The sequence below is a fragment of the Actinoplanes sp. NPDC051475 genome, from assembly GCF_040689425.1.
In the GTDB taxonomy this organism is placed as follows: domain Bacteria; phylum Actinomycetota; class Actinomycetes; order Mycobacteriales; family Micromonosporaceae; genus Actinoplanes.
This window is the reverse complement of the sequence record NZ_JBFAZZ010000002.1, coordinates 137,406-159,912: the sequence shown is the minus strand read 5'-3', so window position 1 is coordinate 159,912 and position 22,507 is coordinate 137,406. Positions and strand designations below refer to the sequence as shown.

The 22,507-nt window shown below is 69.7% G+C and carries 22 protein-coding genes; 9 read left to right on the top strand and 13 right to left on the bottom strand.

The window, feature by feature from the left end; all coding sequences use genetic code 11:
* Positions 1–7: 7 nt before the first annotated feature.
* Positions 8–1,447 (bottom strand): glycoside hydrolase family 76 protein, encoded by a 1,440-nt coding sequence (locus AB0368_RS05260; RefSeq protein WP_366152531.1) that lies wholly within the window; start codon positions 1,445–1,447, stop codon positions 8–10.
* A gap of 146 nt (positions 1,448–1,593) precedes the next feature.
* Between AB0368_RS05260 and AB0368_RS05255 the strand changes: the two genes are divergently transcribed.
* Positions 1,594–1,938, top strand: coding sequence for a hypothetical protein (locus AB0368_RS05255; RefSeq protein ID WP_366152530.1), 345 nt, complete (start codon positions 1,594–1,596; stop codon positions 1,936–1,938).
* 45 nt (positions 1,939–1,983) lie between these two features.
* The gene (locus AB0368_RS05250; protein ID WP_366152529.1) at positions 1,984–2,559 is read left to right on the top strand and encodes a hypothetical protein; all 576 of its coding nucleotides are present in this window, start codon (positions 1,984–1,986) and stop codon (positions 2,557–2,559) included.
* Here the strand turns inward: AB0368_RS05250 and AB0368_RS05245 are convergent, their stop codons facing one another.
* On the bottom strand, positions 2,560–4,110 hold the full coding sequence (locus AB0368_RS05245) for a GGDEF domain-containing protein (protein ID WP_366152528.1): 1,551 nt from the start codon (positions 4,108–4,110) through the stop codon (positions 2,560–2,562).
* Positions 4,111–4,267: 157 nt separating this feature from the next.
* Between AB0368_RS05245 and AB0368_RS05240 the strand changes: the two genes are divergently transcribed.
* Positions 4,268–4,519 carry a hypothetical protein gene (locus AB0368_RS05240; RefSeq protein WP_366152527.1) on the top strand — a complete coding sequence of 84 codons (252 nt, stop codon included), beginning with the start codon at positions 4,268–4,270 and terminating at the stop codon, positions 4,517–4,519.
* Between the two features lie 97 nt (positions 4,520–4,616).
* Here the strand turns inward: AB0368_RS05240 and AB0368_RS05235 are convergent, their stop codons facing one another.
* Positions 4,617–5,375, bottom strand: coding sequence for a hypothetical protein (locus AB0368_RS05235; RefSeq protein ID WP_366152526.1), 759 nt, complete (start codon positions 5,373–5,375; stop codon positions 4,617–4,619).
* A gap of 194 nt (positions 5,376–5,569) precedes the next feature.
* Here AB0368_RS05235 and AB0368_RS05230 point away from each other — a divergent pair, with 194 nt between their 5' ends.
* Positions 5,570–6,121 carry a sigma-70 family RNA polymerase sigma factor gene (locus AB0368_RS05230; RefSeq protein ID WP_366152904.1) on the top strand — a complete coding sequence of 184 codons (552 nt, stop codon included), beginning with the start codon at positions 5,570–5,572 and terminating at the stop codon, positions 6,119–6,121.
* On the top strand, positions 6,118–6,813 hold the full coding sequence (locus AB0368_RS05225) for a zf-HC2 domain-containing protein (protein ID WP_366152525.1): 696 nt from the start codon (positions 6,118–6,120) through the stop codon (positions 6,811–6,813). The genes AB0368_RS05230 and AB0368_RS05225 overlap by 4 nt, the downstream gene beginning before the upstream one ends.
* Before the next feature lie 51 nt (positions 6,814–6,864).
* On the opposite strand, the gene AB0368_RS05220 is transcribed toward AB0368_RS05225, so the two are convergent.
* Positions 6,865–8,532: an MFS transporter gene (locus tag AB0368_RS05220; RefSeq protein ID WP_366152524.1), complete on the bottom strand. Its 1,668-nt coding sequence runs from the start codon at positions 8,530–8,532 to the stop codon at positions 6,865–6,867.
* An 82-nt stretch (positions 8,533–8,614) separates the two neighbouring features.
* Here AB0368_RS05220 and AB0368_RS05215 point away from each other — a divergent pair, with 82 nt between their 5' ends.
* Positions 8,615–9,343, top strand: coding sequence for a TetR/AcrR family transcriptional regulator (locus tag AB0368_RS05215; RefSeq protein ID WP_366152523.1), 729 nt, complete (start codon positions 8,615–8,617; stop codon positions 9,341–9,343).
* A gap of 3 nt (positions 9,344–9,346) precedes the next feature.
* Here the strand turns inward: AB0368_RS05215 and AB0368_RS05210 are convergent, their stop codons facing one another.
* From AB0368_RS05210 to AB0368_RS05200, 3 genes are all read right to left on the bottom strand, one after another.
* The gene (locus AB0368_RS05210; RefSeq protein WP_366152522.1) at positions 9,347–9,751 is read right to left on the bottom strand and encodes a rhodanese-like domain-containing protein; all 405 of its coding nucleotides are present in this window, start codon (positions 9,749–9,751) and stop codon (positions 9,347–9,349) included.
* On the bottom strand, positions 9,748–10,221 hold the full coding sequence (locus AB0368_RS05205) for a cysteine dioxygenase family protein (RefSeq protein ID WP_366152521.1): 474 nt from the start codon (positions 10,219–10,221) through the stop codon (positions 9,748–9,750). Before AB0368_RS05205 ends, AB0368_RS05210 begins: the two co-directional genes overlap by 4 nt.
* Before the next feature lie 125 nt (positions 10,222–10,346).
* On the bottom strand, positions 10,347–11,288 hold the full coding sequence (locus AB0368_RS05200; RefSeq protein WP_366152520.1) for a magnesium transporter CorA family protein: 942 nt from the start codon (positions 11,286–11,288) through the stop codon (positions 10,347–10,349).
* 333 nt (positions 11,289–11,621) lie between these two features.
* On the opposite strand from AB0368_RS05200, the gene AB0368_RS05195 reads away from it, so the two are divergent.
* The 3 genes from AB0368_RS05195 to AB0368_RS05185 all read left to right on the top strand — a co-directional run bounded on the left by AB0368_RS05195 (position 11,622) and on the right by AB0368_RS05185 (position 14,104).
* Positions 11,622–12,761: a neprosin family prolyl endopeptidase gene (locus AB0368_RS05195; RefSeq protein WP_366152519.1), complete on the top strand. Its 1,140-nt coding sequence runs from the start codon at positions 11,622–11,624 to the stop codon at positions 12,759–12,761.
* Between the two features lie 123 nt (positions 12,762–12,884).
* Complete coding sequence (locus tag AB0368_RS05190) at positions 12,885–13,406, top strand: sigma-70 family RNA polymerase sigma factor (RefSeq protein ID WP_366152518.1); 522 nt, start codon at positions 12,885–12,887, stop codon at positions 13,404–13,406.
* Positions 13,403–14,104: a zf-HC2 domain-containing protein gene (locus tag AB0368_RS05185; RefSeq protein WP_366152517.1), complete on the top strand. Its 702-nt coding sequence runs from the start codon at positions 13,403–13,405 to the stop codon at positions 14,102–14,104. The genes AB0368_RS05190 and AB0368_RS05185 overlap by 4 nt, the downstream gene beginning before the upstream one ends.
* Here the strand turns inward: AB0368_RS05185 and AB0368_RS05180 are convergent, their stop codons facing one another.
* The 6 genes from AB0368_RS05180 to AB0368_RS05155 all read right to left on the bottom strand — a co-directional run bounded on the left by AB0368_RS05180 (position 14,105) and on the right by AB0368_RS05155 (position 22,286).
* On the bottom strand, positions 14,105–14,509 hold the full coding sequence (locus AB0368_RS05180) for a DCC1-like thiol-disulfide oxidoreductase family protein (RefSeq protein ID WP_366152516.1): 405 nt from the start codon (positions 14,507–14,509) through the stop codon (positions 14,105–14,107).
* A gap of 12 nt (positions 14,510–14,521) precedes the next feature.
* Positions 14,522–15,541: an ABC transporter permease gene (locus AB0368_RS05175; protein WP_366152515.1), complete on the bottom strand. Its 1,020-nt coding sequence runs from the start codon at positions 15,539–15,541 to the stop codon at positions 14,522–14,524.
* Positions 15,538–16,509, bottom strand: a complete 972-nt coding sequence (locus tag AB0368_RS05170) for an ABC transporter permease (RefSeq protein WP_366152514.1) — start codon at positions 16,507–16,509, stop codon at positions 15,538–15,540. Before AB0368_RS05170 ends, AB0368_RS05175 begins: the two co-directional genes overlap by 4 nt.
* Complete coding sequence (locus AB0368_RS05165; protein ID WP_366152513.1) at positions 16,499–18,040, bottom strand: sugar ABC transporter ATP-binding protein; 1,542 nt, start codon at positions 18,038–18,040, stop codon at positions 16,499–16,501. Before AB0368_RS05165 ends, AB0368_RS05170 begins: the two co-directional genes overlap by 11 nt.
* Positions 18,041–18,273: 233 nt before the next feature.
* The gene (locus AB0368_RS05160) at positions 18,274–21,036 is read right to left on the bottom strand and encodes an AbfB domain-containing protein (RefSeq protein ID WP_366152512.1); all 2,763 of its coding nucleotides are present in this window, start codon (positions 21,034–21,036) and stop codon (positions 18,274–18,276) included.
* A 164-nt stretch (positions 21,037–21,200) separates the two neighbouring features.
* On the bottom strand, positions 21,201–22,286 hold the full coding sequence (locus AB0368_RS05155; RefSeq protein ID WP_366152511.1) for an ABC transporter substrate-binding protein: 1,086 nt from the start codon (positions 22,284–22,286) through the stop codon (positions 21,201–21,203).
* Between the last annotated feature and the right edge of the window lie 221 nt (positions 22,287–22,507).

Below are 22,507 nucleotides of genomic sequence, written 5' to 3'. Positions count from 1 at the left end.
ATTACGCCTACGGAGCCGCGTTCATGAGGTCAAGAACACTGTGCTGACAGCTGTGGTTGGTGCCGAGGTAGGGGCCGGCCCAGTGGCTGCCGTACGCGTCGAAGGTGTTCCGGTCCTTCCCGTACGCGGAGTCGGCCTGCCGGCGCAGGTACGCGTCGTACGGGCGCCCGGCCACCGCATTGAGCACCCCCAGCCCGCGGACGAAGGCGCCCTTGAACGACACCCCGTCCCCGCTGCACTGGTCCGGCTCGTTCGGCTCGTGCAGGATCCCGCTGACGTTCAGGTACGTGCTGCTCGTCGCCGCGTCCCCGACCCGGCGCGCGACGGCGAGCGCATCGGCGTCCCCGGTGAGCTTGTTCAACTGGACCAGCGCGTTGATCAGCACTCCCTGGTTGTACGTCCAGGTGACGTCGCCGTTGTTGCGGCAGGTGCTGAGGTTGATGCCGTCGTTGACCAGGTTCGAGCTGTTGATCATGCCGCTGCCCCGGAACCATGCCCAGCCCGCCTGGGCCCGGCCCCGATAGACGGTGTCGCCGCCGATTCGCTGGGACAGTGCCGCGTTGAGCTGGATGTAGAGGCTGTTGGTGATGGCGTTCTTCGCCGTGCCGCCGGTGTTCCAGTACACGCCCCCGCCGCACCGGGCGGTGTCCCAGTACGCGTGCATGTGGTCGGCGTCGGCGCGAGCGGTGCTCAGATAGCGGCTCTCGCCGGTGCGGTCGTACGCGGCGACCCAGGCCAGCCCCCACCACCCGCTGTCGTCGAGGTAGTCGTTGCGGAACTGCCCCTGCGCCGCGTTGATCTGCTTGTCGTACGTGCCGGCGATCGCGTAGTCGTAGCTGTGCATGCCGGTGATGCGGCTGGTGTCGATGAGGGCGGTGAGCGCGTTGGCCCCGGTCCACCATCCGTTGGAGTCGAAGAGGCCGGTGCCGCGGTCGTAACGCATCATCAGCGCGGTGGCGGCGGCCGTCCGGCGGTCCCAGGCATTCCAGGTGCTGCGGGACCAGGCGGTGCAGGCCAACTCCGGTCGGTCGCCGGCCTTGCCGCAGGCCCGGAGCACGCCGACGCCCCGGGCGTTCCAGTCGTCGACGTTGTACATGGCCGTGCGCCACCCGGCGGCACCGGCCGGGATTGAGGTGTCGCCGAGCCGGCTGTCGCCGTTCCACGTGCGGCCGCCGTCGAAGGAGCGGTCCAGCCACACCTGGTCGCCGGGCTGCCCGTTCTCCACCGACGCCCAGATCATGGCGTCGGTGTCGTCGACGTGGACCTTGAAGGTGCGGCCGTACAGGGCGGTGCTGACGGGAACCCGGTCGCCGGGGGAGAGCGCGGGGTCACGGCCGTCGCAGTAGCGGTTGCAGACCGTCGCCGCCAGGGCGGCGCCGGTCGTCTGGAGTTGCAGGGCGGCGGTGGCGGCGATGACCGCGGCCGCGATCCACTTCCGGTGGTGCATGGGGATGTCCCCTCTCGCGTGAAGGGTGTTAACAGTTAATAAAGTAGAAAAATTGTTAACCGTCAATGCCCACCGGAAGTCTCAAGCTGAGGTCAAGGCGGCCGAAAGGAAAGGTCCCCGCCCACGTACGACCCCCCCGGAGCACCATGCGAATCGACCACGTCGACGCGACGATCTTCTCGACCGCGTCACTGCTGGCCCTTGCCTTCGGCGGCGCCGACAAGATCGACGGCGGCTTCCTGCCGCGCCCCGCCGGCCCGCCGGAGGGCTTCGCCGGCTTCTGGCGCAACGCCGACGGCACGGTGCGGCTCTGCCTGGCCGAGGACTGGTCGTACGAGGGCAAGGTGGCGGGGCGCCGTCGTAGCGCGCGGGGCACGTACAGCCGGGACGACGCCGGCCTGGTGCTGAGCGACGAGACCGGGCTGCGTACCCGGATCGCGGTCGGCCAGGACGGCCTCGAGATGGCCGGCCACCAGCTTTTCAAGGCATGACCGACAGGGGCTAATCCAGCGCGGAAAGAAGCCGATCCGGAAGGCATGCGTCTCCTCAAGCTCCTGCTGCCTGTCCTCGCCCTGCCCCTCGCGGTGGGCGGCTGCGGCGTGCTCGGGCTGAGCTCGGCGACGGGTACCCCCGGCGCCTCGGCGAGCGCGACGCCCGCGGCGGGCGGCGGCAATTGGATCGTGGTGAGCAGCGGTAGTCCCACGCCCACGCCGAAGGTCAGCCACAGCGGCTCCCCGTCGCCCGCGCTGCCGCCGGTGTCCTTCCTGCCGGCGGCGCCCGCCGAGTGCGTCGACGACTGGACCATCGAACCGGTCCTGATCCCCCTCGAGGTCACCCCGGGCGCCGGCAAGCTGACCGTCACCTGGCCGCGGCAGTACGACTCCGACTACCGCATCACCGCCGTCAAGCAGCCCCTGAAGGCGGGCAACCAGAACCCGTACACGTGGCAGAAGGTTCCCGCGGCCACCGGGTGCACCGTCACCGCCACGATCACCGGGCTGTCCTCGGGCGTCCCGTACGTGGTGTGGCTGGACGCGCCGCACACCGGTCACGAGCGGGACGGGACGCGGCACCCGTACAGCGGGCGCTCGAACGTGGTGTTCCCGCTGTAGTCAGACCGCGGTGGTGTTCCGGCCGCTCCACTTGGCGGCGTAGAGCCGCTCGTCCGCGGCGCGGAAGAGCTGGTCACCCGTCATGCCTGGCCGCCAGACGGCCACGCCGACGCTGACCGTCATCCGGACGCTGGTGATGATCTCGGTCCGCGCCACGGCCGTACGGATGCGCTCGCCGACCTCGCCGCCGGCCCGGACGTCGCCGCGCAGGAAGATGACGAACTCGTCACCGGCGTAGCGGACCGCCTCGTCCTCCGCCCGGCAGTGCGCCCGCAGGATCGCCGCCACCTGCCGCAGCGCCTCGTCGCCGGCGCTGTGCGAATACGCGTCGTTCACCGCCTTGAAATGGTCGACGTCGATGAGCAGTAGCGTGAGCGGCTCCTCGGCGACGGGCGAGACGCCGTCGAGCAGGACGTCGAACCGGCGGCGGTTGCCCAGGCCGGTCAGCGGGTCGCGGAGGACCTCGCGCTCGGCGTGCGCGCGGGCCGTTTCGGTCTCCTCGCGCTGGCGGGCCTGCCGCAGCATCGCCAACCGCTGCAACCGTAGCTGCCACAGCTCCCGCACCTGCCCCTCGACCACCTCGAAGAGGTCCCGGCTCGGCCGGCCGTCGTCGAGTTCGAGCGCGGTCAGCGCCAGCTCGAAGCGGATGATCGGAAGCTCGTCGGGGCGTGCACCGGGCTCGGTCAGGTCGCGGGCGGCGATGAACTCGCGCCGCGACTCGGCCAGTAAGCCGTGCGCCCGCAGGCTGATGCCGAGGGCGAGGTGGGCCATCCGGGCGTACTGATGGGTGCCCGCCGCCCGCAACTCCACGACCACCGAGCGCGCGAGCTTCTCGGCCACCGTCGTCTCGCCGAGCTTGGCCAGCGCGAGGGCGTGCACGGCGGTGACGGTCGGGTCGGGCTGGTCGTCGAGCCGCTCCCGGGTGATCTCCGCGCTGCGGCGCAACCGGGTACGGGCTTCTTCGGTACGCCCCACGTGCGCCAGCCGCAGTCCCCAATACAGCAGCGTCATCGCGTGCACCAGGTCGAACGAGGTAGAGCGGTGCCGCAGGTGCTCGTACGCGTCGGCGGCGGACTCGTACAGCTCCGCCGCGGTGGCCGCCTCCGCGAACGAGCACAGCGCCGAACGGTGCCGGTCGTCGTCCGCCGTGCCCGCGTCGAGCAGCACCCCGGCCCGGGCGAGGTTGCGCATCCCGTCGACGTAGTGGCCGGTAAGCACGTTGATCTGGGCGAGGTCGCAGAGCGCCTTGGCCTCGCCCGGCCCCGACCCGGCCCGGCGCTGGGCGTGCAGCAGCGCCACGCCGTACGGGTGTGCCTCGGTGCTGCGACCGAGGGCGAGCAGGGCGTACATCTTGCCCTGGACCAGGAAGCGGGCCGTCCGGATGTCGTCGACCGCGTCGGCGATGGCCAGAAAGGCGTCGGCCGCAGCCAGTGCCTCCTGCGCCCGTCCGGTGTTGGCGAGCCGGTGCACGTGGGAGGCGAGCAGGTGCAGCGGGCCGTACGCGGTGACCGGCACGGGAAGCCGGCGGTCACCCGAGATCCGGTCCGCCATGTTCCCCAGTATCGACAGTTCGGTCGTCAAGTAAATCCCGTGCCCGATACGCAAGACCTTCGATGTGTCCATGGTCCGTGCCGGCGCCGCCGACCCATAGGCATCTGTCGGGTTTTGCACCACGGTGGACGATCTGACGCGTGCGTATGGTGAGGTCATGGCGGACGCGCGGGGCCGGCGGCGGGTGGTCGCGGCGACCCTGGCGATCGTGCTCGCCGGGCTGGCGATCGGGGCCGCCCGCGTCACGACACCCCGGCTGGGGCCCGACTACGTCGCCATCGAGAACGTCGTCCTGCGCGGGCGAGGAACGGCGGCGGAGTCTGCGCTATCCGCTGTGCCGGGCGGGACAGCGCGTGCTGCGGATCTTCGACTTCCCCGGGTGCTGGGACGGGCGCCGGATCGACAGTGACGACCATCGCGCGCATCTGGTGCCCGCGCAGCCGGGTGGCGGCTGTCCCGTGTCGGCGTTCGCGGTGCCACGGCTCGAGATCGTGGGGCCGGAGCTGTCAGTAGCCGGGGTCCGCGGGAGCGTCGCCGCCCTCGCCACCCTGGTTCTCGGGCGCGGGCTGGATCGCGTCCGGCAGCGGCTTGGTCTTGCCGCCCTCGGGGTTCACGGCGAACCAGGTGCCGTTGACGCCCTGTCCGAGGATGTCGCCCGGCTTCTCGTCCTTGGCGAAGTAGTACACCGGCCAGCCGTTGATGGTCACCTGGCAGTGTCCGTCGGCGCGTTCGACGTACCCGAGAATCTTGGGGTCGATGCCCTTGGGGAAGATCTTGCCGGGCGACTTGATCAGCAGCGGCGGCCAGGCCTTGGCGCAGTCGCCGTTGCAGGTGGCCTTCGGCGGCTTGTTGTCGTCCTTGTCGAAGCGGTAGAGGGTGCGGCCGGCGCCGTCGGTGACGTAGGTGCCGATCTGCGCGTTCTCGGTGGCGTTGAGCTCGACCGTCTTGCTGCCCGTACGGATGCTCCGCGGCGGGGTCACGTCTTTCTTCGACCCACCGCTGTAGATTTTCACCCATTTCTGGGTCTTCGCGACGGTCGGCTCGGGTATGGGCGCGGTCGGCGGATCCGGCGTCTCCACCCCCGCGAGTTCCGGCGCCGGCCCACGGCCGCTCTCCGGGGGCGCGTCGGCGGTCGGCGGGGCGGTCTGCTCGGCCACCACCGCCGCGACGTCGGTGGCGGTGCGCTCCGCCGGCGGGGCGCAGGCGGTGAGGCCGAGCACGCCGGTGACGGCGATCGCCGCGGACACGATGTTGGTGCGCTTCATGATTCCCCCTGTCGGTGAAGCGGACCCCCATCACACGGGTCACCCGCCGATCCGGTTCACTCGACATTCTTTGAACCGGATCGAAGGGGCGTACGTGTGAGGAGAGTCAGACCGACGAAACGGGGGTCGAGGGTGGCCGGAACAGCGCTCCGTCCGGCCAGCCTCGGCAGATGGACCGCCGGGTGGGGGAAGAGATGCCGGGGTTGAGGCTCCAACGTCGCCGGGAGGTGGCCGATGAGGCACTGGTCAGGTCGTTGTTCGAGGAACACGGGCGGGCAATGCTCGCGTACGCGACGCAGCTGACCCGCGACCGCGCGGCTGCCGAGGATGTCGTCCAGGAGGCCCTGGTCCGCGCATGGCGGCACCCGGACAGCCTGGTGAACGGAAAGGGTTCGGTACGCGGATGGTTGCTCACCGTGATCCGCAACATCGTCACCGACCAGATCCGGGCCCGCAACGCCCGCGCCCCCGAGGTGCGGGAGAGCCCGGTGGACGTGGCGTCGGACGACGACCACGCCGAACGGGTGGTCAACTCGATGGTGGTGGTGGACGCGCTGAGCCGGCTCTCCGCCGAGCACCGTGAGGTCCTCGAGCAGTTGTATCTGCAGGGCAGCACGGTGACGGAGGCCGCCAGGACGCTCGGCATCCCGCCGGGAACGGTCAAGTCGCGATCCTTCTACGCACTCCGGGCGTTACGCGACCTCAAGTCGCTGAGCCCCGCCGGAACGGAACGGTCTGCCTCATGAAGACGAATCACGTGGACCTCGCCGGCTACCTGACGAAGTCGTTGGACGCGGACCAGATCCGCGAGGTCGAGGAGCATCTCGCCGGCTGTGATGAGTGCCGGGCCGAGGTGGAGTCCCTGCGGGAGTGGACGATGGCGCTCGAGGCCGTGCCCGAGGCGATGCTGCTGGACGGGCCACCGGACGACGCCGATCTGCTGTTGCAGCGCACGCTGCGGCAGATCAGGAACGAGTCGGCCGGGAGGCGGCATCGGCGCACGGCGCTGGTGGGAGCCGCCGCAGCGGTAGTGGTAGGGCTGTCCGTCGCCTCCGGTGTCGTGGTCGGTCACTCCACGGCGCCGCCGAAGGCTCAACCGGTGCCGACGCAGTCCGTGCCGACCACCGCGCCCGGAACCAAGACGGCGACCGCGGTGGATCCGGTCACCAAGGCCCGGATCACGGTCGCGGTCGCGCCGGCGCCCGGCTGGGTGCGGGTCAAGGCCGCGGTCTCGGGGATCCCGGCGGGTGAGCGGTGCCGGCTCGAGGTCGTGGCCCGCGACGGTACGGCGATCCTGGCCGGAAGCTGGGTCGTCTCGGCGACCGGCGCGGCCGACGGTACGACCCTCGACGGCAGCGCGCTGGTGCCACCGGACCAGGTGGCTTCGGTACGTGTGGTCACCGAGGGCGGCAAGCAGTACACCAGCGTGGCGGTGTAATTACTTAGCCGGGCACGGGTTCATCGCCCGCGCCCGGCCGTGATCCTCGAGTCAGTGCTGCGCTGCCTCCGGTCTCGCCTTCCGGGGCAACAGGAACGCCAGACCGAACGAGGCGACCAGCATCAACAGCGCGATGCCGAGCGCGCGGACCGTGGCGTCCCGGAATCCGGCACGAACCGCCTCCGTGGCCTTGGTGCCGATCTCCGCCGCCGCCGGGCCCTGGGGCTGGGCCTGTGCCCGGCAGGACGGCGGCTCCACGTCGGGATCCTTCGCCGCCACCCGGTCCTGCAGGCAGGTACGCAGGGCGGTGACCACCGCGGGCTGGGCTTCCGCCGGGACGGCCGCCGCGGTCAGGGCGGGCCGCAGGCTCGCCGCGTCGACATGGTCGCCGACCGCGCCGGGCAGCAGTCCGAAGAAGACGGTGCCCAGCACGGCGATCCCGAAGGCGCCGCCGAGCTGCTGCACCGAGGTGAGCGCGCCCGAGGCCGAACCGGTCTCCTCGTCGTCGACGCCGGCCAGGATGATGTTGAAGAACGGCGCCATGGCCAGGCCCATGCCGGCGCCGAGCGGGACGAGCGCCGGGATCAGGTGATAGGGCGTGATGTCGGCGCCCGCGGCCTGGACCGTGGCGGCCACCCCGGCGGTGGCCAGCGCCATGACGACGGTGCCCAGCAGCAGGAGCTTGCGGCCCAGCCGCTCGCTGAGACCGGCGCCGGCGGCGATGAAGCCGACGACCGTGCCCAGGGCCTGCGGAAGGGTGGTCAGACCGGCCTTCAGGGGCGAGAAACCGAGCCCGACCTGCAGGTACAGGGTGAAGACCAGCCCGGTGCCGATGAGCGCCGCGAAGAAGACGAGCCCGAGGAGCAGGCCGCCGGTGAACGCGCGCTTGCGGAAGAGGCTCGGGGTCACGAGGGGATCCAGGCCGCGCTTGTCCCGGCTCGCCTCGTAGCGGGCGAAGAGTCCGAACACGGCGATCCCGGCCGCCAGCATCACCAGGGTCCAGGCCGGCCAGTCCAGCTCCCGGCCCTGCACCAGGGGGTAGAGCAGCAGGAAGGCGCCGACCGCGGCCAGGACGACGCCGGCGAGGTCGAGGCGCGGGGTGCGTTCGCTGCGGAACTCGGGCAGGAACTTGATCGCCCCGAACACCGCGAAGAGCCCGAGCGGCAGGTTGATCAGGAAGATCATCCGCCAGCCGGTGCCGAAGTAGTCGGCGTCGACCAGCCAGCCCGCGAGGATCGGACCGCCGACGGCGCCGAGGCCCATCACCGGCCCGAACGCGCCGAACGCCTTCGCCTGCTCCTGCGGTGAGAACATCTGCTTGATCATGCCCAGGCCCTGCGGCAGCATCAGCGCGCCGAAGAGCCCCTGCACCGCGCGGGCGCCGATGAGAACCCCGGGCGTCCAGGCCACGGCGCAGAGCATCGAGGCGAGCGTGAAGCCGGTCGCGCCGATCATGAACATCCGGCGGCGGCCGTAGATGTCGCCGAGCCGGCCGCCGGTGAGCAGCCCGATGGCCATCGCCAGCGTGTAGGCGGCGCCGAGCCACTGGATCAGGCTCAGCGAGCCACCCAGCTCCTCGCGGATGACCGGACCGGCGATCGTGGTGACGAGCGAGTCGAGGAGGTCCATCACCTCGACGGCGAGGATCACGAAGAGCGCGACCCAACGCCAACGGTACGGAGCCACCCCGGTGGGCGTCCCCTCCACTACGGCTTGCATGCGATTCCCCCGAACAGTGTTCCGATGTGTCGAACACTGTTCTACTTACGAACACCGTTCGAGTCAACTACGATATTCGCCGATGACCGACACCGAACTGCCCCTCCCGCCGTGGCGCCGCGGCCTCCCGAAGCGTGCCCGCCCGGCCCGCCCGGCACTCGGCCAGGCCCAGATCGTCGACGCCGGCCTGCGCATCGTCACGGAGGAGGGCGTCGAAGCGGTCAGCATGCGGCGGATCGCGGCCGTCTTCCACACCGGGGCATCCAGCCTCTACGCGCACGTCGCGAACAAGGAGGAGCTGCTCCAGCTCATGTTCGACCGCATCTGCGGCGACATCGACGTGCCGGCCCCCGAGCCGGGCCGCTGGCGGGACCAGATCAGGCAGCTGGCCCGCTCCAGCCACGCGGTGATGGGCCGATACAACGACATCGCCCGGGCGGCCCTGGCCACGGTTCCGACCGGCCCCAATGCTCTGCGCGTGTCCGAGGGCATGCTCGCAATCCTGCTGGCCGGCGGCGTACCGCCGAAGGTCGCCTCTTGGGCCCTCGACCGGCTCTTCCTGTACCTGGTCGCGGACTCCTACGAAGGTTCCCTGCACGCCCAGGCCGCAGCGGGGCGCGGGGTGACCGAGGGCGAGTACGGCGACACGTTCGCCGAGCAGCTCGCCGGGTACTTCGAGAATCTGCCCGCCGAGCGGTTCCCGAATCTGCGGGCCAACGCCCGGGTCATGACGTCCGGGGGCCAGGACGAGCGTTTCGAGTTCGGCCTCGACCTGATCATCGACGGGGTGGCCCGCTACGCCCGCTCCTGACGGTCAGATCGTCGGGAGGCCGACCGCCTGCCAGGCCTTGAATCCCCCGTCGAGGTCGGTCGCCCGCAGCAGTCCGAGGTCTTGCAGCGCCGCCGCCGCCAGGCTGCTCGTGTACCCCTCCTGGCAGGTCACGATCACCTCGAGGTCGTAGTGCGTGAACGGCAACCGCGCATCGCTGCGAGGGTCGAGGCGCCATTCCAGGACGTTGCGTTCTATGACGACGGCACCCGGGATCTCGCCGTGTTCGGCTCGCTGGGCGGCCGGGCGGATGTCGATCAGCACGGCTCCGCGGGCCATCGCGCGGTGGGTCTCGCGGGGGCCGACGCGTACGAGGCGGGCGCGGGCCTCGGCGAGCAGATCGTCGATGCCACGGGAGCCGGGAGGGGCTTGCATCAGCGGCGAGCTCACCACTGGGCTCCGGCGCGCTCGACGGTCACCACGTCCAGGCCCGTGGCGGCGATCCGGTAGCGGGTCATGGTGGTCAGGGCGGGGCCGTACGCGTGGATGCTGATCGCCGGGCGGTTGGAGCGGTTGGTGATCCGGTGGATGTGGTGGGTGCCGAAGCGGCGGCCTGCTCCCTCGCCGAGTTCGCGGGCGGTGACCCGGGGTGCCGAGCCGGGGGAGACGCTGACGGTGTCCTCCACGAGGCTGCCGGAGAAGACGTGGAACGCCCCGGCCGAGCCGCCGTGGTCATGCAGGTCCGTGCCCTGGCCGGGCAGCCAGGTCAGCAGCCACACCTCGTGATCCGGCTCCGCGGCGAGCCGGTGGTACCACCGGTCGATCGGGTCGAAGCGCGGGACCACCGGCCACGCCTGCGGGTCTGCGGCGTGCCGCAGCGCGACGGCGAGGTGGTCGAGGCGGATGTCGACGGTGGTCACGGAGCACTCCTCGGTTGCCTACAAAACCTATAAGGCTTATAGGTTTACCTGGCGAGAGTACGCCGGTGGGCGAGGCGCGCGGGACCTACCACGATGTGAGATCGGAAACGTGGCCGGCGGCCGGCCTACCACCAGCCGCGGCGTTTGGCCCAGGTCAGCAGGAGGGCGGACATGATTGCCATGACCAGGAGGACCGCCAGCAACTGCGGTACATGGGTGCTCTGGTTGACGATGATGTTCATGCCGTAAATAGAGGAAAGCGCCGTGATCGGCAAAGTCACCACCGCGATCACCGCAAGGCGTTCGGCGGCGATGGTCATTTTCGTCTCGGCGCGGACGCGATAGAACTCGATGACACCCTGAAGATATTCACGTTCGCCGTCCGCGAGTCCCTTGATCCGACTTAATTGATCGACGACATCCATGATCAACAGGAGATCCGACTCCGGGATGCTCTTCCCCAATGCGACGATGCGGCCGTACACCTCGGCGCCGAGAGCGCCCATCGTGCGGACCGCGAGAAGGCCGTGCCGGGCCTGGAACAATTCTTCGAGGAACTCCTCGGGGTTGCCCATGTGCCCGCCGGTGACCCGCTGCTCCAGGTGCCACACGTCGCGGGTGATCTCCTCGATGAAGGACTCCAGCCGCTGGGCGAGGGTGGAGACGATCGCGTACGACAGCTCGTACGGTGACCCCGGCCGGAGCCGCCCGCTCTCGAGCCGGCGGCGCACCGCGTCGGTCTCCCGGTTTGCGACCTCGGGATTCACGGCCGGATTCAGCGGTCCGTGCACGGTCACGAGGTACCTGTGACTGATGATCTGATCGAGTTCGATGTAGTGGATGTGCCCGGACGGCCCCCGTTCCGGCCCGTGCAGGATCAGCAGATGGTGCTCCGGATAGATGCGCACCCGGGGTACCCGGTTGCGCACCGCGCAGTCCCGTACGGCGAGCGGGTGGCAGTGGAGTACGTCGGTGAGCAGCCGTACGGCTTCCTCGTCCCACTGCAGAATATCGATCCAGATGAGGGTGTCGTCGCGTCCGAGCAATTCGTCGACTTCGGACATCATGCGCTTTTCGACACCCTGATCAGTTATTTGAAGAACCTCGATGCCGGGCATGTGTCCACGCTAGACCCGAAAGAGCCTCACACCCGTTAGCCTCTTTCACAAACTGCTCATGAAAATTTGCCGTACAGCGACTGTGCCGATACGTACGGTCGATATTCGCGCTTGATGATTCACCGGATCGGCCCACGTCCTCCACCGTTCAGGCGGAATGGGCGCTCGAGCGCAGCCATCGGTATCCGGAGCGTTATATCGTCGGCGGCGCCTGCGAGAGCGGGTGCCCGGAGGTTCCCCTCGCCCCCGCCTCCGTGCCCCCCGATGAACGAGGACGGACACGTGTCGAACTCCCGCCGCGGTTTGCTCGCCGCCGGCCTAGCCGCCGCCGTAGTCGGTTCCATGGGCGTCGTGTGGACCCTGAACGCCAACGCCGAGGAGACGCCGGATGCGCCGGCGCCCGCAGTGGCCGCGCCCGCTGACGCGGTGCCCGTGCCCGCTGACGCGACGCCCGCAGTGGCCGCACCCGCCGGGGCGGCGGTTCCGGACACGGTGGCGACCGACGACGAGGGCGATCCCGTGCCGACGCCGCCGAAGGTGCTGCCGTGGGGTGAGCGGCCGTCGAAGCTCAAGCGTGCGCGGGCCGGCGTCTCCAGTGCCGCGGTCGCCGCCGCCGGTGCGGACGCCGCGCCCGCCGACACCAGCGGATCCCTGGAACCCGTGCCTGAGTACGCGCCCAAGGGCCGCAACTCGCGCTCCGGCATCCTGCGCAAGGCCACCACCACCGTCGTGCCGCCGGCGCCCCCGGTCACCGGCGCGGTGGCCGCGCCCGGTGACGTGTACTTCCACTACGCCGTCGGCACCCAGACCGGGGACACCGACGGCACCTGGGCCAACCTGAGCATCGCCAAGCCCGAGCTGAACCACGACGACTTCCATTCGCTCACCGAGATCGCGGTGCAGTCCGCGGACGGCCGGCAGATCGTGGAGGTCGGCTGGACCGTGGACCGGACCGTCAACGGCGACGACGATCCGCACCTGTTCGTCTACTACTGGAAGGACCGGCAGCCGAGCTGCTACAACGCCTGCGGCTTCGAGGTGTACAGCAGGACGGTCAAGCCCGGTGACACCCTGCCGACCGGCTTGCAGAAGCGGTTCGGCATCCAGCACTCCGGCGGCGTGTGGTGGATCGCGTACGACTCCGAGTGGATCGGGTACTTCCCCGACAGGCTGTGGAACGGCACGTACACCCGGGCCGGCCTGACCCAGTGGTTCGGCGAGGTCGCCGCGGCGAGCTCGGCGCCCTGCACGGACATGGGCAACGGCAGCCCGGCGTCGGACACCACCGCCGGGCGTATCGGGTCGATCTCCATGACCAACGGCCCGGAGCCGAGGGCCGCGGTGCGGGCCACGAGCGAGTACTACAGCGTGCTCTCCCTGAGTGACCGGACCTTCCGCTTCGGCGGTCGCGGAGCCTGCTGATCGCAGCCTGAACGAAGAGGCCTGATCCCGTACGAGCGGTTCGGGCCTCTTCTGCCGCGCGCTGATTGAACCGTGCGGGCGCCGCCGGGGTACAACGGGGCGGGACGGCGACGGGAGGCGGCGATGAGACGACGGGTGAGTCCCGACGAGGAGCTCATGACCGCGCTGTACACCGAGCACTATGCGGTGCTGCTCAGCTTCGTCTCGCGATACGTGCAGGACCGGCACAAGGCCGAGGACCTGGTGCAGGAGACGCTGCTGCGGGCCTGGCGGCACATCGACCATCTCGATCCGGACCTCGGGCGTACCCGGTCGTATCTGCTCACCATCGCCCGCAACGTGGTCACCAACGCGTGGCGGGCCGAGCAGCGCCGGCCGCACCTGGTCGGCGACGACGCGGCGGTCGCGGCGGTGCCGTCGGCCGACAACGTCGACGAGCTCGTCGAGGGCTGGCTGGTGGCCGAGGCCATGGAACGCCTGTCGGCCGACCATCGCGCGGTGGTGCAGGCGATGTACTACGAGGGACGGACGGTCGCGGACGCCGCCAAGCGACTGTCGGTGCCCGAGGGCACGGTGAAGTCGAGGGCTTACTACGCGGTGCGCGCCCTGCGGCAGGTGTTCGAGGAGATGGGGGTGCTGCGATGAGCCCCGGCCACGAGGAACTGCGCAAACTGCTCGGCGGCTACCTGCTGGGCGGCCTCGACGACACCGACACCGACCGGCTCGACGCCCATCTGCTGCACTGTGACGACTGCCGTACGGAGTTGGAGCAGCTGGGCCCCGTACCGGAGCTTCTGCGATCTTTGGAGGCCTCGCCGCCGCCGGCCGTCGCTCCCGGAACGCGGCCGAGCGCCGTCCGGATCGAGGGTCTGCTCGCCCGGATGCGGGCCGAGCGTGCCCGCGAGCGCCGTCGCCTCGGCACGCGATGGCTGGCGGCCGCGGCGGCGGTGCTGCTCGTCGCGGCGATCTCTCTGGGGTTCGTCCTGACGCGCGACGAGGAACGGCCCGTTCCGCCTCCGCAGGCGGTGCCGAGCCGGCCGCCGCTGGTCACCGCGGTCTTCGAGCCCGCGAGCGGCGGAGGTATGACCGGCGAGGCGGTGCTGACCGGTAAGACCTGGGGTGTGTCGGTCGACCTGAACGTGTCCCGGCTGACCGGCCGCGGGCCGTTCGTCTGCCAGGTCCGCCAGGCCGACGGCTCGACGGAGCAGGCGGCGATCTGGGGTCCGACTCCCAGCGGCAACGCCAAGGTGACCGGCGCCAGCTCGATCCAGCTGCACGACGTGCGCGCGGTGGCGGTGGCCGATAAGGAAGGCCACGTGCTCGGCACGGCCCGCCTCGAGTGACTACGCGGCGTCGGGGCCGTAGAGGCGCTCGCGCTGAGCCTGCGGCAGGGAGCATGCCGCCGTGCCGCCGGGCAGCAGGTGGCGGTGGCCGGCGATCCATCGGTACGCCGGCCACGCCAGCAGGCCGACCGGCTTGAGCTGCAGCGCGCGGCCCGGGACCTCCCACAGGCGGCCGGCGTCGCGCAGCAGCAGCGCAATCGCGTCCGGCCCGGAGGCGACCGTGCCGTCCGGGCCGACCCACTGCACCGCCTCCTCCACCTGCTCGAGCGTGAGCCCGAGCGCGTCGAGGTCGGCGAACTGCCACGGGACCACCGTCGCGTGCGACGGGATGCGGCGCTCGATGAACTGCGCGCAGGTGGTGCAGAACGAGCAGTCCCCGTCGTACACGAAGGTGGGTTGGATCATGCTTATATCTTCTCAGGTCACCCGGCGTAGCCGGACGAGGTAGGTCTGGGCGACGACCACCACCGCGAGGAACGCGCCGCTGATGACCTGCTGGTAGCTGCTGGGGACGTTGCCGACCTGATTGATCATGTTCTGGATCACGCCCAGCAGCAGGACGCCGGCGATCGTGCCCGCGATGGTGCCCGCGCCGCCGGTCAGCAGCGTGCCGCCGATGACCACCGCGGCGATCGCGTCCAGCTCCATGCCCGTGCCCAGCACCGTGACGCCGGAGCCGAGCTTGGCCGCGTTGATCGCCCCGGCCAGGCCGGCGAGCAGGCCGGACATGACATAGACCCACACTTTGGTACGCCGTACAGCAATGCCCATGAGGCTCGCGGCGTCCTCACTGCCACCCACCGCGTACACCGCGTGACCGAACCGGGTGCGCGACAGCAGCACCATGCCGACCACGAAGACGGCCGCCACCAGCCACACCGGGTAGCCGATGCCCAGGAACGAGCCCGTGCCGAAGCGGCGGAACGCGTCGTCGCTGACCAGATAGGTCGTCGAGCCCTCGCTGCTGAGCGCGCGCATCAGTCCCCGCGCCCCGAGCAGTGCCGCCAGCGTCACGATGAAGGGCGCCATTCTCGTGTACGCGATGAGCAGCCCGTTGATCACGCCGATGAGCCCGCACACGGCCAACGGTAAGAAGAATGCCGGAATCAGTCCCCACTGGGACGCATAGGCTGAGACGACGCCACCGAGGACATACAGCGAACCCACGGAGAGGTCGATGCCACCTGTGATGATGACGAAGGTCATGCCGAGGGCGATGAGCGCGGGCGGGGCCGCGGCGACGAGGATCGTGCCCGCGTTGTCATAGCTGCGGAAGTTCGGGAACGCCGCCGCGGCGATGATCACGACGGTGATGAGGACGGCCGGCGCGCCCTGGCGTTGCACCAGGCCGACGAGGCGGTCGGTGCGCTGCGCCCGGCGCTCGTCGGCGGCGAGGGCCACGACGGCCTGCGGTTCCGACGCGATCTGCTGGGTCACCGGGTCTTCCTCTCTCGGGCGGCGTAGACGGCGATGAGGATGATGACGGCCTGCACCATCTCGGTCGTGGACGGCTGGAGGTTGTGCTTGATCATCGTGGCGACCACCAGCTGCATGAGCAGGGCGCCGGCCACCGTGCCGACGATGCGGACCTGACCGCCGGTCAGCGGGGTGCCGCCGACCACCACCGCCGTGATGGCGGAGAGCTCGATGAGCAGGCCGACCGAGGAGGCGTCGCTGGACTGGATGCGGGAGACGGCGAGCACGCCGGCGACGGAGGCCAGGACGCCGCAGATGATGTAGACGGTGATGAGGACCCGCTTGACCGGGATGCCCGCGAGTTCGGTCGCCGGGCGGTTGCCGCCGATCGCGAGCAGGCGGCGGCCGAAGACGGTACGGCGGACCACGAAGGCGACGACGACGACCAGGAGGGCGGCGATCCAGACCAGCATCGGGATGCCGAGGAAGTCGCCGGAGCCGAGGAAGATGAAGTCCTCGTTGCGGACATCCTTGAGCTGGCCCTTGGAGATCACCAGGGCCAGGCCACGGCCGCCCACGAACAGGGCGAGGGTGGCCACGATGGGTTGCAGACCCACCCGGGCCACCAGCGTGCCATTGATCAGGCCCACCGCCGCGCCGGCGAGCACCGAGACGAGGATCGCCGCGACGACGCCGTACCCGAGATAGAGCGGGATGAGGGCGGCCGCGAGCGCCATTACCGAGCCGACCGACAGGTCGATGCCCTCGGTGCCGATCACCAGCGCCATGCCGAGCGCCACGATGACGATCGGCGCGACCTGGACGAGCTGGATGCGCAGGTTGCTCCAGGTCAGGAAGTGGGGGGTGAACAGCACGTTGTAGAGCACCAGCACGCCGATCGCGACGTAGACGCCGTACTTCGGCAGCCAGGCGCGCACCCGTGCCATGTCGACGGCGGGCCGCGGGGCGGTCGCAGCCTCAGTGGTCATTGCCAACCTCTTTCGCTTCGACCGCCGCCGCGGCGATCGTCTCCAGCAGCGCCTCGGTGGTCACGTCGTCGCCGCGCAGCTCGCCGACGACCGCGCCGTCGCGCAGCACCACCACCCGGTCCGAGCCCTCGACGAGCTCCTCTGCGTCGGAGGAGACCAGCACGACGCCGAGTCCCTCGGCGGCCAGCTCGTCGATGAGCCCCTGGACCTCGGCCTTCGCGCCCACGTCGATGCCGCGGGTGGGCTCGTCCAGCAGCAGCACCTTGGGCTTGGTGGCGAGCAGCCGCGCGAGCAGCACCTTCTGCTGGTTGCCGCCGGAGAGGTCGCCGACGCGCTGGTCCGGGCTGGACGCCTTGATCCGCAGCCGGGTCATGTAGGTGCGGACGATCTCGTCGATCTTCTTGTCGGAGACCAGGCCCAGCTTCGACATGCGGGGCAGGACGGCGAGCGCGATGTTCTCCCGTACGGAGAGGCCCGCGACGATGCCCTCGGCCTTGCGATCCTCGGGCTGCACCGCGATGCCGGCCTTGACCGCCTGCACGGTGGTGGGCCGCTTGAGATCCTTGCCGTCGACCTCGACCGTGCCGTCGTCGACCGGGTACGCCCCGCCGATCGCCTTGATCGTCTCGCTGCGCCCGGCGCCGAGCAGGCCACCCAGCCCCACCACCTCGCCCGGCCGTACGGCGAAGCTGATGTCGTGCAGCTTGTGCCGGCTGGTCAGGCCGGAGACCCGCAGCACCGGGGCGGCGTCCTCGACACCGGCGTGGTCGCCCGCGAAGCCGGTGAAGCCCTCCCGGCGTACGGCGGACATGTCGCGGCCGAGCATGAGCGAGACGAGCCGGATGCGTTCGAGGTCGGCCAGCTTGCCGGTGTGCACCACCTTGCCGTCGCGCAGGATCGTGACCGCGTCGCAGATCTGGTAGAGCTCGTCGAGGCGGTGGCTGACGTAGACGATGCCGATGCCCTGGGCGTGCAGATCCCGGATGACGCCGAACAGCGTCTCTACCTCGCGCGGTTCCAGCGACGACGTCGGCTCGTCCATGATGACGACCTTGGCGTCGATCATGACCGCCCGGGCGAGCGCGACCATCTGCTGCGCGCCGAGGGCGAGGGTGCCGAGCTGGCGCCGGACGTCGGTGGTGACGCCGTAGCGGAGCAGGATCTCGTGTGCCTCGCGGAACATCCGCTTCTCGTCGAGCAGGCCGAGAGAGGTGCGCGGCTCGCGGCCGAGGAAGAGGTTGTGGGCCACGCTCATCAGCGGGATGAGGTTGACCTCCTGGTAGATCGTCGAGATCCCGGCGCGCTGGGCGTCCATGGGCGAGTCGAACCGGGCCGGCTCGTCGCGGTAGCGGACCTGGCCGCCGTCCGGCTGGTAGACACCGGTCAGCACCTTGATCAAAGTGGACTTCCCGGCACCGTTCTCGCCGACCAGGGCGTGCACCTCGCCCGCTTGCAGGGTGAAGGAGACATCGTCCAAGGCGCGCACGCCCGGGAACACCTTCGATACATCGACGACTTCTAGCAGCGCCATGAACACATTCACTCACTTCTCAACATAATCCGTCAAGAGATCGCACATCCTCGTTCTGGCCTGGGGGTGGTCACCGTGGGGGCTTCGGGGGGATGGGATGGCCCACTCCGGGCGGTCAGGCTTGATCCCTGCGTGGGCCATCCCATCCCCCCGAAGCCGTTGTGGTTGCGCTGCGTGGGCCAGCGCGAGGATCGGTGGCCGGGCAGCCTGCTGGTCGCGCGGCCGACGGTTGGTCAGGCCAGGGGGGTTGCGGTGGTCCAGGTGGTGTCGGCGGCGTAGCTGGTGGGGTTGTCCCAGGTGTTGGCGCCACCGGTGGTGGCGATGTAGACCGCTTCGGCGTAGTGGCGCCAGTGGTAGCCGGGGTAGTTGAAGGATTCCAGCGAGACGGTGCCGGTGCCGCCGTTGAGGGGTTGCTGGGCGCAGAATGTGGCGTCCTGTTGGAAGGTCGTTGTGTTGTCGTTCGACGACTTCTGCAGGCGGTAGCCGGCGTGCCGCAGGTATTGGCCTGGGAAGTTGACCGACTCGAACGAGTAGCAGCTCGAGTCGGCGAAACCCGCGCGCACGGTGAAGGTGGCGTCTGCCCGGTCGGTGGCCGGACTGCTCGTCGTGATGACGTCCGTCCGGGCGAGGCCGTCGTAGTGCCGCAGGTAGCGGGTGTCGTACCCGGGGGTGGTGACCCGGAAGGAGCGCTTCTGCCCGACGGCGAGGTCGGCGTCGCTGCGCCACAGCGGCGTGGAGACGGCCCAGGTGGCGTCGTCGTTGAACGAGCCGCCGGTGTTCTGGTCCATCCACACCTCGTCGTTGCGGTGCCGCAGGTAGTAGCCCGGCATGGTCGACGCTTCCAGGGAGGTGCCGCCGCCGGACAGGCCCGGCCGGGCGCAGAACGTCGCGTCCGCGGTGAAGGTGCCGCCGTCGTTCGCCTCGCTGTAGACCCGGTACGCCCGGTGCCGCAGGTAGCGGCCGGGGAAGTTGCGGGACTCGAACGAGTAGCAGGAGCTGTTCGCCAGGCCGGGGCGTACGAAGAAGGTGGCGTCCTGCCGGTCGGTCGTCGCGCTCGCCGTGCTGATCACGTCCGTGCGGGCCGCGCCGTCGCGGTGGCGCAGGTAGCGGTTGGTGTAGCCGGGTGTGGTGACGCGCAGGGACGCGAGTTTGTTCGTCGGCAGCGTGGTGCCGTTCGCCGCGCCGAGGACGATCTGGTTCACCGCGCGTACCCGGGTGAAGTCCATTTTCTGGATCTGCCGGTCGTACGTGTAGAAGCCGTTGAGCTCCTCCTCCACGTCCGTCGGCTCGGTGTAGACGGAACCGGACAGGCCGTTGCCGTTGATCAGGTCGACGAGTTTGCCGGTGATCTGCACGTAGCGGCTCGTCAGGGCGTTCGAGTCGGGCAGCCACTCGTACGCGAACTTGCCGCTGGTCGGCCACTCGTGCCCGGGTACGCGCAGGCCGAGGCCGCCGTACTCGCCGTTGACCGCGATGCGGGTGGCGCTCGGGGCGCGGGTGATGCCCGGGCCGACGTACACGTGGTCGTCGATCACGTCGCCGTTTCCGGGGTCCGGGTCGGAGTCGCAGCAGTTGGAGCCGGAGTCATGGTTCACCAGCCGGGTCGGGTCCCAGCCCTTCACCAGGTCGGCGATGCGGCCGGCGTCGTACTCGCCCCAGCCTTCGTTGAACGGCACCCACTGGACGATCGACGTGATGCCCTTGTGCTCGTCGATCATCTCCTTGAGTTCCTTCTCGAACCGCTGGCGCCCGGCCGTCGACGGCTCGCGGCCGCTGGCCAGCGCCGGCATGTCCTGCCAGACCATGAGGCCCAGGCGGTCCGCCCAGTAGAACCAGCGGTCGCTCTCGACCTTGATGTGCTTGCGCACCATATTGAAGCCGAGCGCCTTCTGCTGTTCCAGGTCGAAGCGCAGGGCGGCGTCGGTGGGTGCGGTGTAGATGCCGTCCGGCCAGAAGCCCTGATCGAGGGTGCCGAGCTGATACACGAACTTGCCGTTGAGCGTCGGTCGCAGCACTCCGCCGAGCATCGCCTTGCCGAGCGAGCGCATGCCGACGTAGCCGCCCACGACGTCACCGCCGCCGGTGCCGGTCAGCGACACGCGCAGGTCGTACAGGAAGGGGTCCGACGGGGTCCAGAGGTGGGCGTTCGGGACCGGTACGCGGATGGCCGAGCCGACGCCGCCCGTGGCCGAGCCGACGACCGCGCCGCCGCTGAGCACCTCGGCCCGGACGCCCTGGCCGCTGATGCCGGCACCCTGCACGACGAGGTCGAGCGCGCCCGCGGCGACGTTCGGTGTCGTGTCGAGGCGGGTGATCCGCGCGGGGGTGGTGGGCTCCAGCCAGACCGTCTGCCAGATGCCCGACGACGGGGTGTAGAAGATGCCGCCCCGGTTGAGCCGCTGCTTACCGACCGGGATGTCCTGGTTGTTGGTCGGATCCCAGACGCCGACGATCACCTCGTTCGAGCCGGCCCGCAGCGCGCCGGTGATGTCGTACGAGAACTTGTCGTAGCCGCCCTCGTGGGTGCCGAGCAGGGTGCCGTTCACCCACACCTTCGACTGCCAGTCGACCGCGCCGAAGTTGAGCTGTACGTTGCGGCCGGCCCAGCCTGTGGGGACGGTGAAGGTCCGGCGGTAGTACATGAAGTCCTCGTGCCGCATGATCCCGGAGAGAGCGCTCTCGATGGGGTACGGCACCAGCACCTCCTCGCCGAGATCGGTGTTCACCGGTGGGTTGTTGGTGTTAGCCGCGCCCGCGAACTGCCAGATGCCGTTGAGGCTCTGCCAGTCCGGGCGGGTCAGCTGGGGTCGCGGGTATTCGGGCAGCGGGTTGGTGATGGAGACCTGGTTGGTCCACGGGGTGGTGAGCGGGGGAGTCTTCGGCACGAACGCCGCCGCCGGTGCCTGGGTGGCGATCAGGGCGCCGGCCGAGGCGATCAGCGCGGCGGTGGTCGCGGCGAGGAGGCGTCGCCATGACCGGGATCGATGTTCAGTCACGTTGGTTCTCCTTTTCCGGGAGCGTGCTGGAGGGGACGGTGTCGGCGACCTGCGAGCGGGGAGGGAGTCACCAACTTGAACAAATATAGACACAAATCAATGTCTGAGACGGCACGCGGCGGCGCCGGAGAGGTCCGGCGCCGCCGTGGGGGATGAGCCGTGCGTCAGTAGGCGCTGTTCAGGTCGCTCTTCGCGTTGCTCTCGTCGTACTCGCGGTCGCTGATGATGATGTCCTCGGGGATCGGCTCACCGTTGAAGAACTTGGTCGCCGTCGAGAAGGCCAGCGGGCCGAAGCGCGGGTTGGACTCGATGACCGAGTAGATCCAGCCGTCGACAATGCCCTGGACCGCGCCCTTGGTGCCGTCGATCGTCACGATCTTGACGTCACCCTTCTTCTTGCCCGCGCCCTTGAGCGCGACCTCGGCGCCGAGCGCCATCTCGTCGTTCTCCGCGTAGATGCCGTTGATGTCCGAGTTGGACTGCAGGAGCTGCTCGGTGACCTTCTGGCCCTCCTCGCGGGCGAACTGGCCGGTCTGCTCGAACACGATCTTGATCTCGGGAGCGACCTTGGCGATCTGGTCCTTGAAGCCCTTGGTGCGCAGCGTGGTGACGTTGTTGCCGGGGGCGCCGAGCAGGATCGCCACCGAGCCCTTGTTGTTCAGGGCGGCGGCCATCTTGTCGGCCGCCCGCTTTCCCTGCTCCTCGAAGTCCGACCCGATGAAGGTCAGGTAGTCCTTGCAGGAGGTCGCGTTGATCTTTCGGTCGATCGTGATGATCGGGACCTTCTTGGCGGACGCCTTGGCGAAGACCGAATCCCAGCCGTCGGAGTTGAGCGGGGCGATGACCAGCAGCTGGACCCCCGAGTCGATCATCTGCTCGACGTCGCTGATCTGCTTGTTGAACTGGGAGTTCGCGTTCGTGGTCTGCAGGCTGCCGCTGGGGATGCCCAGCTTCGCCGCCTCGTCCTTGATGGACTGCGTCTCGGCGATGCGGAAGGGGTTCGCCTCCTTCTCCGACTGAGAGAAGCCGATCTTCGCCGTCTTGAGGTCGACCTTCTGCCCGCCGAACTGATCCAGCGTGCAGGTCTTGGCGCCCGGCGCCGCCGACTGGACGACCTGCGCGCCCGCGGACGCGTTGGACCCGGCCGCGGGGGTGTCGCTGTCCTCGGACTTGGCGCAGGCGCTGACCAGCAGCAGGGCCGCTCCGAGGGTTATGACCGCCGGCCTCCAGCGGCCGGACATGGCGCTCATGGCATGTGCTCCTTCGTGGTGTCTCCCAGCGTCGTCAATGCAGGCATCGACGCTTTACCATCCGGAAACACATTCACGCACTATCGAACTTTTCCTGTCAAGGTCATGGTCATAACCAACCAGAAACGAACGCAACACAGGGTCGTTATGCGACTGCAACGCCGTAAAAGTGCTGGTCAGCGTAGGGTTGCCCGAAGTCGGCCGGGTGGGCTCCGGCGTTC